This is a genomic window from Marinobacter sp. UBA3604, assembly GCF_002375325.1.
Taxonomy (GTDB): Bacteria; Pseudomonadota; Gammaproteobacteria; order Pseudomonadales; family Oleiphilaceae; genus Marinobacter; species Marinobacter salarius.
On sequence record NZ_DFMB01000023.1, the window covers coordinates 21,085 to 36,070 of the forward strand.

General features: G+C 57.0%; 14 protein-coding genes. 4 read left to right on the forward strand and 10 right to left on the reverse strand.

The features are described from left to right. Nucleotides 1-3: 3 nt before the first annotated feature. Nucleotides 4-630 carry a response regulator FixJ gene (fixJ, locus tag B2590_RS06700; RefSeq protein ID WP_007151863.1) on the reverse strand — a complete coding sequence of 209 codons (627 nt, stop codon included), beginning with the start codon at nt 628-630 and terminating at the stop codon, nt 4-6. Between the two features lie 59 nt (nt 631-689). Beyond that, the gene (locus B2590_RS06705; protein ID WP_228210815.1) at nt 690-3,098 is read right to left on the reverse strand and encodes a Lon protease family protein; all 2,409 of its coding nucleotides are present in this window, start codon (nt 3,096-3,098) and stop codon (nt 690-692) included. Nucleotides 3,099-3,265: 167 nt separating this feature from the next. Here B2590_RS06705 and B2590_RS06710 point away from each other — a divergent pair, with 167 nt between their 5' ends. Beyond that, nucleotides 3,266-3,550 (forward strand): hypothetical protein, encoded by a 285-nt coding sequence (locus B2590_RS06710; RefSeq protein WP_286811656.1) that lies wholly within the window; start codon nt 3,266-3,268, stop codon nt 3,548-3,550. A gap of 180 nt (nt 3,551-3,730) precedes the next feature. Then, nucleotides 3,731-4,105, forward strand: a complete 375-nt coding sequence (locus B2590_RS06715) for a PilZ domain-containing protein (protein ID WP_227664956.1) — start codon at nt 3,731-3,733, stop codon at nt 4,103-4,105. 6 nt (nt 4,106-4,111) lie between these two features. On the opposite strand, the gene B2590_RS06720 is transcribed toward B2590_RS06715, so the two are convergent. The 3 genes from B2590_RS06720 to B2590_RS06730 form a co-directional block, all read right to left on the reverse strand. Next, on the reverse strand, nt 4,112-4,582 hold the full coding sequence (locus tag B2590_RS06720; RefSeq protein WP_041334718.1) for a flavodoxin family protein: 471 nt from the start codon (nt 4,580-4,582) through the stop codon (nt 4,112-4,114). 37 nt (nt 4,583-4,619) lie between these two features. After that, nucleotides 4,620-5,672 carry a recombinase RecA gene (recA, locus tag B2590_RS06725; protein ID WP_036204567.1) on the reverse strand — a complete coding sequence of 351 codons (1,053 nt, stop codon included), beginning with the start codon at nt 5,670-5,672 and terminating at the stop codon, nt 4,620-4,622. A gap of 147 nt (nt 5,673-5,819) precedes the next feature. Then, a complete protein-coding gene (locus B2590_RS06730; RefSeq protein WP_036204565.1) occupies nt 5,820-6,320 on the reverse strand; it encodes a CinA family protein in 501 nt (166 codons plus the stop codon). Between the two features lie 82 nt (nt 6,321-6,402). On the opposite strand from B2590_RS06730, the gene mutS reads away from it, so the two are divergent. Together mutS and fdxA are read left to right on the forward strand one after the other, a co-directional pair. Continuing rightward, the gene (gene mutS, locus B2590_RS06735; RefSeq protein WP_091644149.1) at nt 6,403-9,036 is read left to right on the forward strand and encodes a DNA mismatch repair protein MutS; all 2,634 of its coding nucleotides are present in this window, start codon (nt 6,403-6,405) and stop codon (nt 9,034-9,036) included. A 137-nt stretch (nt 9,037-9,173) separates the two neighbouring features. Further along, on the forward strand, nt 9,174-9,497 hold the full coding sequence (gene fdxA / locus B2590_RS06740) for a ferredoxin FdxA (protein ID WP_007151871.1): 324 nt from the start codon (nt 9,174-9,176) through the stop codon (nt 9,495-9,497). Between the two features lie 67 nt (nt 9,498-9,564). On the opposite strand, the gene B2590_RS06745 is transcribed toward fdxA, so the two are convergent. The 5 genes from B2590_RS06745 to B2590_RS06765 form a co-directional block, all read right to left on the reverse strand. Continuing rightward, a complete protein-coding gene (locus B2590_RS06745) occupies nt 9,565-10,230 on the reverse strand; it encodes a LysE family translocator (RefSeq protein WP_036204562.1) in 666 nt (221 codons plus the stop codon). A gap of 31 nt (nt 10,231-10,261) precedes the next feature. Continuing rightward, complete coding sequence (locus B2590_RS06750) at nt 10,262-11,296, reverse strand: hypothetical protein (protein WP_286811288.1); 1,035 nt, start codon at nt 11,294-11,296, stop codon at nt 10,262-10,264. 157 nt (nt 11,297-11,453) lie between these two features. Next, nucleotides 11,454-12,404, reverse strand: a complete 951-nt coding sequence (locus tag B2590_RS06755; protein ID WP_036204559.1) for a DegV family protein — start codon at nt 12,402-12,404, stop codon at nt 11,454-11,456. A 106-nt stretch (nt 12,405-12,510) separates the two neighbouring features. Continuing rightward, nucleotides 12,511-13,344, reverse strand: coding sequence for a metal-dependent hydrolase (locus B2590_RS06760; RefSeq protein ID WP_286811289.1), 834 nt, complete (start codon nt 13,342-13,344; stop codon nt 12,511-12,513). Nucleotides 13,345-13,588: 244 nt separating this feature from the next. After that, a complete protein-coding gene (locus B2590_RS06765; protein ID WP_085681358.1) occupies nt 13,589-14,965 on the reverse strand; it encodes a solute carrier family 23 protein in 1,377 nt (458 codons plus the stop codon). Between the last annotated feature and the right edge of the window lie 21 nt (nt 14,966-14,986).

Below are 14,986 nucleotides of genomic sequence, written 5' to 3' on the forward strand. Positions count from 1 at the left end.
AAATCAGCGCGCGTCGATAAGGTCCTTTACGGACAGAACCATACGGACCAGGTGTGCCAGTGAATGCGTGCCCATCTTATGCATCACCCGTGAGCGATGAATTTCCACGGTACGCTGGCTGATCTCCAGTTCGATGGCAATGACCTTGTTCGCCTGCCCGGCAATCATCCGATCCATGATTTCATGTTCCCGGGGCGTCAGGCTTTTTACGCGGCGCAGGATTTCCTGCTTCTCACCGAGAGTTTTGCGCTGCTCCTTGTCCTGTTCCAGGGCGGCTTCGATTTTCTGGAGCAGGGCCTCTTCACGATAGGGTTTCTGAATGAAATCGACCGCGCCCTCTTTCATGGCATCCACGGCCATGGGGACATCACCGTGCCCGGTGACGAAGATAATTGGCAGGATGGAGTGCTTTTCATTCAGTTTCTTCTGGAGTTCCATACCATCCATGCCCGGCATGCGGATATCCAGTACGATACAGCCGGCCATTTTTTCGGAGTAATCCTTGAGGAATGCGTTGGCATTGTCATAAGTCTTGACCGGCTTGCCATCGGATTTCAGCAGCAGTTCAAGAGAATCACGAACCGCCTCATCGTCCTCAACTACGTAGACCGTTTGCTGGGTATCAGTCATGTGCCTTGTCTCTCCTTTCAATGACCGCCGATCACACTTGTGAAACCGGCTGATGGCTCTCAGTGAATCGACGGATCTTTGTGGTCGTCCCGGGCATGCTCCTGACGCTCATGCTCGCGCATTTTTTCCAGACGTTGCTGGATAATGCCAAAAACGCTCTGCTTAGGGTACCTGCCTTTGTCATCAGCCTTGCCTGCCGGTTTACCGAGCAACAGCGTAATCGCTTCCTCGGCACGGCTGACCGCATGCACGGCAAACTGTCCATTGCGAACAGCCTGGACAACCTCCTGCTCAAGCATCAGGTTCTGGACGTTGGTGGAGGGTACGATCACCCCCTGGGTGCCAGTGAGTTCCCCGGTCAGCCTGCAAGTGCTGAAAAAGCCTTCAACCTTCTCGTTCACGCCACCAATGGGCTGAACCTCTCCGAACTGGTTCACCGACCCGGTAATCGCCAGGTCCTGCCTGACAGGCAGGCCGGATAACGCAGACACCAGGGCGCACAGTTCCGCCAGCGAAGCACTGTCACCGTCCACTTCGCCGTAGTTCTGTTCGAAGGTCAGGCTGGCCGACAGATGCATGGGATCCGTAACGGCAAAATGGGCAGACAGCCAGGAACTGAGGATCATCACCCCTTTCGAGTGAATATTACCTCCCAGCTTGACGTCCCGTTCGATATCCATCACACCGCCATCTCCATAATAGCAGGTAGCGGTGATACGGTTGGACAAACCAAACTCGAATCCGCCGGTAGAGAGCACTGACAACGCGTTCACCTGCCCAACACAGGTGCCCGTTGTGGACACCAGCGTGGTGCCATCGCGGATGGAGTCGTAAAACTGATCACGGATACGGCTGCTGCGATATTGGGCGCTCTCCAATGCCTGATCCACATGGGAGTTCTGGATCAGCTTTGCCCCCGCCTGTCTCGCCCAGTAATCAGACTCCCTCAGCAGATTGGCGATATCCGCTGCGTGCAGCGACAGCCGATCCTGATGTTCTGCCATGCGCGAACTGTGCTCAATCACACGTGCCACGGCTTTGTTGCTGCAATGCAGCAGCTTCTTTTCGTTCACCAGGCTGGCGATGAACTTGGCGTACAGGAGCTGGCTCTCGTCCGTACGCATCATCTCGTTTTCAAAGTCTGCGGTGACCCGAAACAGCTCAGCGAACTCGGGGTCGTATTCCTGCAACAGCATCCAGGTTTCCCGATCGCCAAACAGTACGATCTTTACGTCCAGCGGAATAGCTTCGGGTTCCAATGAAATCGTGCCCGACAGGGTCAGCTCCCGTTCCAGCGAGTTGATCTGGATGGACTTGGATCGCAAGGCACGCTTCAACCCGTCCCAGACAAATGGCTGCTCAAGCACCTTGATCGCATCCATCAGCAGATACCCCCCGTTGGCACGGTGAATACTGCCAGGGCGTATGAGCGAGAAGTCGGTAAACACCGAACCCTTGAAGGTAACGCTTTCCACGTAGCCAAACAGGTTGTGGTAGGTGGGATTGTCCTCGACCACAACCGGCACTTCGTCGGTTTTCTGGTGAACCAGCACATTGACCAGATAGCGCCGGGGCATTTTTTTATCCAGCGACGCATAGGCGATGGCCGCCTGCTCTTCATTGTCTTCCAGAAAAATTTCCAGGCTCTCGGACAGATCCTTACGCACTTCCTCGAAATACGAAACCACCTCCGGCATATCCCTGTATTTCTCGATCAACTCGTCGATCTGGTGTCCGGAGATGCTTTCCAGTGTTTCCTCGTTGAGTGCCTGCTGGCTTTCGGCGTATTCCTGCTCCCAATCCGCCAGTTTGCGCAGGGCCTGACGCAGCTTCTTCTCGAGCTTGTTGATGTCGTTCTCGAATTTGTCCCGCTGAGCTTCTGTCAATGCCTGGAAGGATTCAGCGGTATGGGGTTCCTCGCCATTCATCGCCACCAGCCGATAGCCGCCGGGTGTCGTAATATTCAGGCTGACCTTCTTTCGCTTGGCCTGGGCCGCCACCTTCTCCAGTTCATCTTCCTGCTTCTTGCCATACCCGTTTTTCAGCTGCTCTGCACGCTCAAGGAAACTGTCGCTGTCGAACGTCTGGGGGATCATCTTCATCAGACGCCCCATCAACTTTTCCATATCCTGTTTGAGCTCGGTGCCCTTACCGGCGGGCAACTGAAGAACACGGGGAATTCGCGGTTCCTCGAAGTTGGCGACATAACACCAGTCGTGGCTCTGATTCTCAGTGTCCACGTGATGCTCCAGATAACGGAGCATCATCGTGCGCTTGCCTAAGCCGTTACGGCCCACGGCGTAGACGTTGTAACCGCCATGGGGCATGGCAAGCGCAAAACGCACCGCTGCCTGGGCCCGATTCTGGCCAACAATTTCCGCCAGGGGCTCGAGCTGTCGCGTGGTCTTGAACGGTAGATCTTTTAAAACACAGGCTTTGTAGAGCTGGTTCAGGGACAGTGACTTCAAGGTTCGGTCCTGTAACGGTATGAAAGCATTTTGGTGTTGGCCGCTCATTGTAGAATCTGGGGCCGGCCCTGTCGCGCTCTCGCTAAAGATTTAGCCCAACTTGTCGATAAATTGATCAATCGGGCATAATAACAGAGGCCTCAACCTCAGGGCGGGACACTCATTCAATGGATATTTATCGAAATCAGTCACAACCGTTGACGGTGCTGGAGTCACTGCGAAAACGCAAACCCTTTACCGCACCGCAGCCGCAACAGGCGTCACCGTCGCCGGAAAAACCACAAGGCGACCGACGTGTACAACCGGATCGGCGCCGGGCGCAGGTGGCCTTTGAAGGGCCAGACCGCCGCAAGAAGCGGTCCAGGCGCAGCCCGCGATTACTGAACCCGAAAACCGGCAGGGCCGCTCCCACCGAAGACCGCAGGGGGCGACTGGTCAGCACCCAGGCCTGAATGCCATGTCATTAGGGGCATGATTTTGCTGTCGGCACACTGCAGCCCCATTTTGATAACCCGGTCACAGTTCTTCGCTTGGTCATTTTTCAGTCACCATCGTGGGCACTAGACTTCAACGTCCCGGTGGAAGAACGGGCCAATAATAATCACAAGATACGCAACGGATGCCTACGTATGATGAGTGATTCCGCAGACCGCAGAATCAAGGACCGCTACCCTGCCATGTGCCTGAAGGTACAACTGCAGGAGCGTGGCTTCTTTGGTCGAGGGAAGAATTCAACCGCTGTCACCTGCCTGGACCTGAATCGCTATGGCATGGCGGTGCTTTGCCCAAGGCCAGTAGAGTCTGGCGCCCGTCTCTATATGGACTTTCATGGCAAGTACATCCGCGAATCCCGTGTCGCCGCCCGGGTGATCAGTTGCCAGCCCTATCAGACCGGTTACCGGGTAAGCATCCAGTTCAGCTACTGTTTCGACAAAAAGGGGTATTCACGAACCGTGGACAATGCCCTTTCCCGCATTGAAGGCCTGTACAACCGCTACGCCAGCTAAGCCTTCCTAGAACAGCCCGGCATCCAGGCTGGCGGCCATGTAGAGCCCCAGTTCCCGGCACTGATCCTCGAATTCGTCCCGATAGTCGCCATGACAGAGCAATGGCTCCTGCACCAGCCGCCAACGCAGGCCCGTGGTGATGGAATCGATAGCGCGATGGGTGCCGGTACCGTCGAGACCGGCGCGGATGTAGAAGGTGAAGGGCAAACCCTGGGTTTTCTCAAGGCAGGGGTAGTAACTGCGGTCAAAAAAATCCTTTAACGCACCACTCATGTAACCAAGGTTTTCAGTGGTACCGAGGATGATGGCATCGCAGGCCAGAACATCTTCCGGGCCTGCTTCCAGCGGAGGGAGCACCGTGACCTCGACATTTTCGATGTCTTCGTGTTTTGCGCCCTGCTCTACGGCTTGCCTTAGTTTAAGGGTATTCGGGGAGGGTGCATGGGCGACAACCAGTAGTTTTTTCTTCGCATCCATACTATCTCCCCGATAACGCAGGAACTAATAACAGAGCTTAGAGAAGCTCACCGTTCGCGTCTGCTGTTGCCTCTTCCTTTGCCGCTTCTTCTTTCTTGGCCGGCTTGGGCATCAGCTTGTCACGCACCGCCGCTTCGATCTCATTGGCGATCTCAAGGTTCTCTTCCAAAAACTTGCAGGCATTGGCCTTGCCCTGGCCGATCTTGTCGCCCTTGTAGGCGTACCAGGCGCCGGACTTGTCCACGAAGCCTTCCTTCACACCCATATCGAGCACTTCGGCCATGTGGTAGATGCCCTTGCCGTACATGATCTGGAACTCGGCCTGCTTGAACGGCGGAGATACCTTGTTCTTGACCACTTTCACTCGGGTTTCGTTGCCCACCACTTCATCGCCGTCTTTAACAGCACCGATGCGGCGAATGTCCAGGCGAACGGATGAGTAGAATTTCAGGGCGTTGCCGCCGGTGGTGGTTTCGGGGCTGCCGAACATCACACCAATTTTCATGCGGATCTGGTTGATAAAGATCAGCAGGCAGTTGGCATGCTTGACGTTACCCGTCAGCTTACGCAGCGCCTGGGACATCAGGCGGGCCTGGAGACCAACATGGCTGTCCCCCATCTCACCTTCAATTTCGGCCTTGGGCGTCAGCGCTGCCACGGAGTCCACGATGATGACGTCAACAGCGTTGGAGCGTACCAGCATGTCAGAGATTTCCAGCGCCTGCTCACCGGTGTCCGGCTGGGATACCAGGAGTTCATCCACGTTCACGCCCAGTTTTTCGGCATAGACCGGGTCCAGGGCATGCTCCGCATCCACAAACGCACAGGTTTTTCCGGCCTTCTGGGCCTCGGCAATCACCTGCAGGGTCAGCGTGGTTTTACCAGAGCTTTCCGGGCCGTAGATCTCACAGATACGACCATAAGGCAGACCGCCTATTCCCAGCGCCACATCCAGGCCCAGGGAACCGGTGGATACCGCAGGGATCGCTTCCCTGGGCTGGTCGCCCATCTTCATGACGGCGCCCTTGCCGAACTGGCGTTCGATCTGGCTCAGTGCTGCACCCAGTGCTTTCTTGCGGTTGTCTTCCATCGTTGCAAACCCTCTGTCGCCAATGCCGTTATCGGGACGGGAGCCCGGCGGCCAAAATCATGGACTGCGGAACCCGGAAAAAACCGGACTCCTGTATATTTGAACAGTATTAAAACACAACACGAGGGTAAGACCAACCCCTCCGTTTCAGGCCTTTTCCAGAAAGCCCCTAACTCCCTGTAACACATAAAGAACCGCCTGGCGCCGAACCTGATCACGGTCGCCCTGGAACTGCTCAACCACCGCTTCGGTGTCAGCCGGAGAGCGCCCCCAGGCAAACCACACCGTGCCTACCGGCTTGTCGTCACTGCCGCCACCAGGGCCCGCCACGCCACTGATCGCAACAGCCACATCCGCACCCGTGGCCGCCAGGGCACCAGCAACCATTTCCCGTACCACCGGTTCGCTAACTGCGCCGTGCTCCCCCAGCGACGGTTCAGTCACACCCAGCAAGCCCCTTTTTGCATCGTTGCTGTAGGTCACCAGTCCCGCCAGAACGTAGGAAGAAGAGCCCGCGCGGTCGGTCAGCACCTTGGCAACCCAGCCGCCAGTGCAACTTTCGGCAGTGGCTATCGTAAGCTCGCGTTGCATTAATACGTCAGCCAATTGCGTGCCGGCTTCCGCCAATGCCTCGTCAGTCAGTGGCATAATGATCTCCTTCGTTTCATCATGGCGGTTATTTTCTTACAATCCCTGCCTTCACATAAAGCCAATGGATCCGGAACCGTTCATGTCAGCAGCCCAGACCGATCTGTCCCACCACACCCCGATGATGAGGCAATACCTCAAGATCAAGGGTGAACACCCCAATGAACTGGTGTTCTACCGCATGGGGGACTTTTACGAGCTGTTCTACGAGGATGCCAAGAAAGCCGCCGAGCTGATGGATATCACCCTGACAGCCCGGGGGCAGTCGGGGGGCAGCCCGATTCCCATGGCGGGCATTCCTTACCATTCCGCTGAAGGCTACATTGCACGTCTGGTTCGTGCTGGTCAATCCATCGCCATTTGCGAACAGATTGGCGACCCGGCGACCAGCAAGGGGCCGGTAGAGCGCAAGGTGGTTCGCATTGTGACGCCGGGCACGCTGAGCGACGATGCGTTCCTTGAGGACCGCCGGGATAACCTCCTGGTCGCCATCTACAGCCACCGGGAGCAGTTTGGTTTTGCCTCACTCGACATCTCCAGCGGACGGTTTACCGTGTCTGAACTGGACGATCTCGAGGGCCTGCAGGGGGAGCTCCAGCGCCTGCGCCCAGCGGAAATCCTGATCAGCGAGGACTTCCCTTATCAGGACGTACTGGACGGCTATACCGGTATCCGTCGCCAGGGCCCATGGCTGTTTGAGTCCGACACCGCCCGCCGCGTGATTACCCAGCAACTGCAGGTCCGCGACCTGACCGGTTTTGGCTGCGAAGACCTCACGCTGGCCATCTGTGCCGCCGGATGCCTGCTGCAGTACGCCAAAGAAACCCAGCGCACCGCCCTGCCCCACATTCGCAAACTCAGCCGTGAACGGCGCGAGGAAGCGGTGATTCTGGATGCCACCAGCCGCCGTAACCTGGAAATCGACACTAACCTCATGGGCGGCACCCAGCACACCCTGGCCTGGGTGATGGACCGGACGGCGACCGCCATGGGTGGGCGCCAGCTAAGACGATGGCTTAACCGGCCCTTACGGGACATTACCGTGGTGGAACAACGCCAGCAGGCGGTTTCAGCACTTCTGGACGGCTTTCACTATGAGCCGGTTCATGACCTGTTGAAAAGCATCGGTGATATCGAGCGGATCTTGGCCCGCGTGGCGCTGCGTTCAGCGCGCCCAAGGGATCTGGCACGGCTGCGGGATGCTTTTCTAAGCCTGCCGGATTTACAGAAGGCACTGACACCGGTCAATTCCCACCACGTCGTCAGACTCGCCACAACGATCAGCGAGTACCCCGAACTATCGGACCTGCTGGAACGAGCCATCATCGACAACCCGCCGGTGGTTATCCGGGATGGCGGTGTTATCCGCGAAGGTTTTGACGAAGAACTGGACGAACTGCGCAATATCAGCGAGAACGCAGGCCAGTTCCTGCTGGACGTTGAGACTCGCGAACGCGAGCGCACCGGGATCAGCACGTTGAAAGTGGGTTACAACCGGGTGCACGGCTACTACATTGAGATCACCCGCGCCCAGTCCGGGCAGGCGCCAGTGGATTACATCCGCCGCCAGACCCTGAAAAACGCAGAACGCTTTATCACCCCGGAACTGAAAGAATTCGAAGACAAGGCCCTGAGCGCCAAGAGCCGCTCGCTGGCACGGGAGAAAGCCCTGTACGACGAGGTGCTGGAAACCGTCGCCGCAGAACTGGCGCCGCTGCAGGACGCTGCCCAGGCCCTGGCGGAGCTGGATGTGCTCAGCAACTTTGCCGAGCGAGCCACCAGCCTGCGCTTCAATGCCCCGGAATTCAGTGACACGCCCGGCTTCGATATCGAGGAAGGCCGCCACCCGGTGGTGGAACAGCTGCTGAGCGATCCCTACGTGCCCAATGATCTGCTGATGGACCAGCAACGGCGCATGCTGGTGATCACCGGCCCCAACATGGGCGGTAAGTCCACCTACATGCGGCAGGCAGCACTGATTGCCCTGCTGGCTTACACCGGCAGCTATGTGCCCGCCAACCGTGTGGTCATCGGGCCACTGGATCGTATTTTCACCCGCATGGGGTCGTCAGACGACATCGCCGGCGGCCGCTCAACCTTTATGGTGGAAATGACTGAGACCGCCAACATCCTCCACAACGCCACGGAATACAGCCTGGTGCTGATGGACGAGGTTGGGCGCGGCACCAGCACCTTCGACGGCCTGTCCCTGGCGTGGGCGACAGCGGAACACCTGGCCAAACACATTCGCTGCTACACCCTGTTTGCCACTCACTATTTCGAGCTCACGCAACTGGCCGACGATCTTGAGCACGCCGTTAACGTTCACCTGACTGCCACCGAGCACGACGACACCATCGTGTTCCTGCACAACGTTCATGACGGCCCGGCGAGCCAGAGCTATGGTTTGCAGGTGGCGAAGCTGGCTGGCGTGCCCCAGGACGTGATTCGCAATGCCAAGGAGCAGTTGTCCCACCTTGAAGGCGGTGCGGCACCAGCCAGGCCGGCAGCCGATCATACCGCCGTGGCGCCGGCTGAACCTGAAAAACAGCCACGCACCGCCCGCGTTAGCGAGCCGGTTATGCAGGCAGACATGTTCGCCAGCCTGGAGCCCAGCAAAGTGGAAGAATGCCTGGCCGACCTGGACGTGGACGGACTGACTCCGCGGGATGCCCTTAACCGACTGTACGAATTGAAAGAACTGCTGGGGAAATAGCGGAACTCAGCGGCAGAATTGATCTGTGTAATAACGATAGTGCGCCTCAGCGCTTGCGACAGGGCAGGCCGCTCAATACAATATCGCGCAATTATTATTACACTGATGAGATTGACTACTGGACCAGGAAACTGACTATGACGTTTGTCGTTACTGATAACTGCATCAAGTGCAAATACACGGACTGCGTGGAAGTATGCCCGGTTGACTGCTTCTACGAAGGCCCGAACTTTCTGGTAATCGATCCGGACGAGTGCATCGATTGTGCCCTGTGTGAGCCAGAGTGCCCTGCTGAGGCCATTTTCTCGGAAGACGAGCTGCCGGCGGATCAGGTCCAGTTTGTGGAGCTCAACGCCGACCTGGCTGGCAAGTGGCCCAACATCACCGAAAAGAAAGACCCGCTGCCAGAAGCCGAAGAGTGGGACGGCAAGCCGGACAAGCTGCAGTACCTCGAAAAGTAATAGCTGCGTTCAGCGTATTACCATCAAAAAGGGGAGCCTCGGCTCCCCTTTTTGATACATCACCACTTCACTGCGTCGCCAGTTTTGCCCCGATAGCGACGAAGAAGCCACCAGTCAGCGCGTTCAGCATGCGCTTTACGCCCTGCCCCACGCCAAGCCTTCTTGATTTGACCACCACCAACGCCAGCCCACATTGCCAGGCCATCGCCAGCACAAAGTGAACCGCCGCAAGGAACAGCGATTGCTGGAATGCGTTGCCGGCGGGATCGATAAACTGAGGAAGCAACGCCATATAGAACAGCGCCGTTTTCGGATTCAGCACGTTCGACAGCAGGCCTTCGCGAAACGCCACCCAGATTGATACCGGTTTCATCAATGGCGGTTCGGCGCTCGATATCGAGGATTCATCGGCGTTTGCGGGGCCCCGGGCCATGGCCTGACGCAACGAACTCAGCCCCAGCCAGATCAGGTAGCAGGCACCTGCCCATTTGACCGCGGTAAACGCCCAGGCCGTCTCTACCAGCAGCACCGAAATACCCAGAGCGGACAGGGTCGCGTGAATAAACAACCCACAGCAGATGCCCACGCTGGTGACACAGCCATCCCGCAAACCATGTTTCAATCCACCGCGCCCGGCGTTCCGCATCACCAGCAGGGTGTCCACCCCTGGCGTGACAGTCAGTAGCGAGATGGCCACCAGATAGGCCCAGAACAGCTCCGTTGGTACCAGCATTGCCAAACATCCCACGCGAACGCAGGAGTGCTCAGCTCTCCTGCTGCAGAAGTTTTTTCGCCGCGGCCGACTTATAGAATGGCGCAAGACGACGACGGATCAGGGCCTCAAGATACCCCTCCTCCCGCAGCACGTCTATCACAGGAAGTGCGTAGGCATCCACCTCCGCCATGACCATATCGCGATCGACCCCAACGGCAGCTAACAGCTCAATTACCGGCTTGTCGCCATACAGGGTGAACAGGTGCTCCACCACGGCCCTGGCACACCCCTCAAAATAGGCCGTCTGTCGGAACTGCAGCCAGAACTCATACCCCAGAACCACAAACTCCTGAAGTTGTATGTCACCCAGCCCCTCGTGCAACTCTTCGATGGTTCGGTCTTCCAGTGACACCCATACGGCCATCACACTGTCGCGCAGCTCCTCGTCGCTCAGCGCCTTGTTCAGGAACTGTTCACTCCGGCTGATCAACCCCGGCAGGCTGTCGGACAACCAGGCCTTGAAACGGCGCTCAAAGGTCTCGTCCAGGCCCGGAACCGCCCTGTTGGCCATGCGCTTGCCAAACTTCATCATCGAGCCGACACCGGGAACACTCTTGGTAATCAGGTTGTCCTCGTAGAGGTAGTTCACCACGCCCTGATACACCACGTTGGAAACCAGCTCCTGATAGACCGGGTGAGCCATGATCTCGCTGATCACCCGCTCACGCTGCTGACGTAGTTCAAGGGCCTCTTCGAGGAACCCGGTGGCCTGCTCTCGGGTGATAATATCCCGTAACCGGGACGTGCGCTGGACCGGCGCGTTCAATACCTCCGTAGCCATTTCGGCCGCCAGTTCCGGGATACCGGCATCCAGTTCCATGTTGATCACAATGCGCTGGATCACGCCCATAACCTGTTCCGCCGAGGTCAGCCGGTTCAGGGTGATGGCCCCGGCGTAGTCAAACAGTTCATCCACTTCGGTTTCGAGAAAGCGCCGCAACTTGGCCCCTTTCAGGGAAGCCAGTTCGTGTTTTACGTGTTGCTCGAGCAACGCATTGGCGAGATCCGTTTTACCTTTGGTCATAATCGGGGTCCGGTGCTGTCTGGAAGTGGGCTTCTGAATTGAGAACGATATGAGGCTAACACGAAGCCCGACCGGCTGCGTTTGCCGAAGATACAGCCTTTGGTGTGCGAGTGAGCCAAGAAACGGGAGGTGGTGCCTGGGCGCCCGATAGTCCCGGCTACTGGAAATCGCTGAATTCGTGGGGTTCTGCGGCAAGCGCCAGGCACAGGCTGCCGGGGCCGATGTAGATGCTGCTGGTAATGCCCATCTGGGAGAGCAACAGCTCAACACCGTTTTTCTCACAGGCGTCACGCAGGCGATTCAATCCTGGAAGGTCCTCGATTTCAGTCCAGGTCAGGCCGCAGGAAAGGCTGACATAGGGCGTCAACAGTCCTGCCTCGACCCTCGCGGTGGCATAGTTCATCACTTTTTCCACTGCCACGTCGAAACTCCGGGTTTTGGCAACCGGTTGTCCTTCAGCGCCCTGACCAAAAATGACCGGGGTGATGTTCAGTGCCTTGCCGAGAAACGCCACCAGTGCCGACACGCTCTTGTCTCCACGCCGACGGGCCCGTTCGCGGATATAGTGCAAATCCCGGGGAATCACGCAGGTGTAGATTCTGTCGGTGAACGTGTCGACTTCATTGCGTAAGGCGTTTTTCGAAAGCTTCTGCTCAATCAGGCGAAGGGTGTGAGCCGCCAGCAGCCCCTGGCCGGCAAAGATCTGTTTGCTGTCGATCACCCGCATGGAGAATTTGCCCTCCCGCCCGGCGGCGTGGCGGGCCTCATGATAGTGCCCCATCACACTGTTCATGGCTTCCGTAGCGTTCTGGAAAATCAGGCTGCGAGACCGGGTGACCGTTTCGCAGATGGCAACGTCAAATTCCGTGACAATTTTTTCCATGAACAGGTCGTGGATCTGTTCGGCGGAGAAGGCATGTGTTTCGGCGTGGTGGCCCTTCTGTAATAGGCCGCTCTGGTAGAATTCCTGGGTCCTGACCGGGTCGTGCTCGTCGATGTAGGTCTGGCCGTCGATAACGGCCGTGACCGGCAGAACAAACAGATCGTGCTTGCGACTGAACTCATAGGGCAGATCGCAGGCGGAATCAACGATAAGACCAACGCGCATGGGGCCTCCAGCTATGGGAAGCTATTCCAGCCGGTTGCTTCCCTTTATTGTCATTGTTTTTGGCAGGCCCAGTCTTACACAAAGCGGTCAATATTTCAGCACCCTGCTAGCGAGCGGATGGCTTCAGTTCAAGTTCATTGAGGTTTTTCTCGATCAGTTCACGGTTATCCTGTTGCCACGGATGAAACCCCTTGCGGAAATAGGCCAGGAAGTCCGGCATGCACTTGCGCAACACCCCCGGTTTACCCCATAGAAAGTTAATACCACCGATCCACGTGCCGAGGCTCCACAACTTGCCGTCGGTTTTCAACAGGCTGCAGGTGTTCAGGCAGGTGTACTTGAAGAAATTCCAGGTCACAAACAGGAATACAATCCGGCGAAGACGCTCATTGCCAACGCAGTGTCGATAGACGTCGAAAGCCACCGATTTGTGCTCAGTTTCCTCGATGGCGTGCCAGCGCCACAGCTTTTCCATGTCCGGTGTGGCCCCTTCCATCCATTCCGGGTGACGGAGAATGGCATTCGCCAGCACCGCGGTATAATGCTCGGCACCGCAGGTTCCGGCCAGTTGGCGACTGGGCGGCAGGTTGCCTACCCACGCCATATGCCTGCGGAATCGCTCATCAATGGCATCGATGTTGTACCCACGAGCCTTCAACGCTTCGTTGTAGTGCTTGTGCTCCCGGCTATGCAGCGCCTCCTGGCCAATAAACCCGCGAATCTCTTCCTTAAGCTTGGGATCGCCCACCTTGTCCCGGTAGAGCCGAACCGCATTGATAAACTGCTGCTCGCCATCGGGGAACTGGAGCGAAAGCGCATTGAAGAACGCCGTGCGGAAGGTGTCATTGCCGTGCCACAGGGTTTTGAGGTCGTCGGCAATATCGAAGTGCATGTGTCGGGGTGCAACCGAAACGCCTTCGGGCGTGGAACTGATGGTCATGACTGCCTCCGGGTTATTGTGATTATGGAGCGGCATTCACCGTACAGCGGCAACGTCGCGTACGAAAATTGATCAGAGACTTCAGTTTAAACCCGAATTCAACACGGAAGGAAGGTGGCAACCCAAAAAATTGGACAAATTGTCACGAAATGACAGGTTGTCAAAAAAAGGAGGCATGGCTGAGCCAATGCCTCCAAGGACACATAAGGGTATAGTGCTTCGGAACAGCCAAGAGGCCGTCGGTTTAATGCTCTTCCGCGCCTTTAACGCCCGGCGCTTCTGGGTCGGATGTAAATCCGAGGAGTTTTGTTCGCTCAATCAGGAAATACAGAACCGCTCCGGTGGCCAGGCCCCAGCCCGCACCGTAAACCGCCAGAACCACGCCCATGGTACCGGCGATACCGCGCTCGGTGTTGTTCTCCAGTTGTTCGAGGCCAACCATCAGGCAGATGTAACCAGTCAGTAGTAGGGTCAGGGACAACGCAATCGGCAATACTGGCTGAAAAAAGCTTACCAACGGCAAAACAAATAACGCGATGAAGCCAGTGATCCAGAACGTACCGCCGCCGCTGTAGATAGAATCCATCGCGTTGCGGCCGTATTTATAGCGCTCAGCCATGGTAGCGGTAACCGCAGTCCAGATAGGGCCGGCAAGACCAGGATAAGGCGCAAAGAATGCGTGACCACCGTTACGAATGGCCGTTACCAGGTGGGCCCGGTCAATGCTGTTGTCGATGTCCTCATCCTTTCGCAGGTGGTCTACCCGATTCATCAATGACTGGCCAACCACGATATCGCCAAAGGCAATGACATAGGCAATCACCGCTGTCGGAATCGCATACATGAATACTTCGGCATCCGGAAACCCAACTGTAAACGGCAAGTAGTTCCAGAGCTCGTCGAATGCCGGCTTGGTGATTCCCCACTCCACATTTGGAACGGCATACTCACCGGTGGCAAAGCCCACCAAAATGGCAACAACCATGCCCGGAACCATGCCGTAATTCGCGATTTTACGGGCAAGATGGCTGGTGTCGACGAAGCCTTTGAAGGACACCGAAAACATCAGGTACAGGCAGACCAAGCCACCCACTATCAGGGAGATAGGGGTTTCCGCAAGCCGTCCACCGGCTTCAATCTCTCCCATCAGCGCAGCAATACCGGCACCAATAATAATGCCGCCTTTCATGGAACGGGGAATCAGCTCCACCAGCTTGCTACCCAAGCGGGTAACCCCCAGCACCAGAAAAATAATGAACACCAGGAACTGCAGCGCAAACAACGCTTGAATGGCTTCCGGACCCGGCTCGTAGTCACCCAGGAAGAGAAGCACTACAGGGATGCCCGGCGTGATCCAGCCCGGTATCAATGGAACACCGAGTAACGCTGGCAACATGAAACCGATGCCACAGATCACCACGTAGGCAAGCGCAACGTCGTAGGGCACACCGAGGTATTTCTCCAGAAGCGGAATCATCGCAAGGCTGACCACGAACATGATCAGCGCTTGCACCATTTCGGCAAACTCCCAGCGGTAGTGAACAAACGGCAGCCGAATCTTGAAGGGACCAGCCGGCCAATATGGCTGCTCTTCCCCATTTTTACGGTGGTAAACTTGCATAAAAAGTCTCCTGGTGCGGAA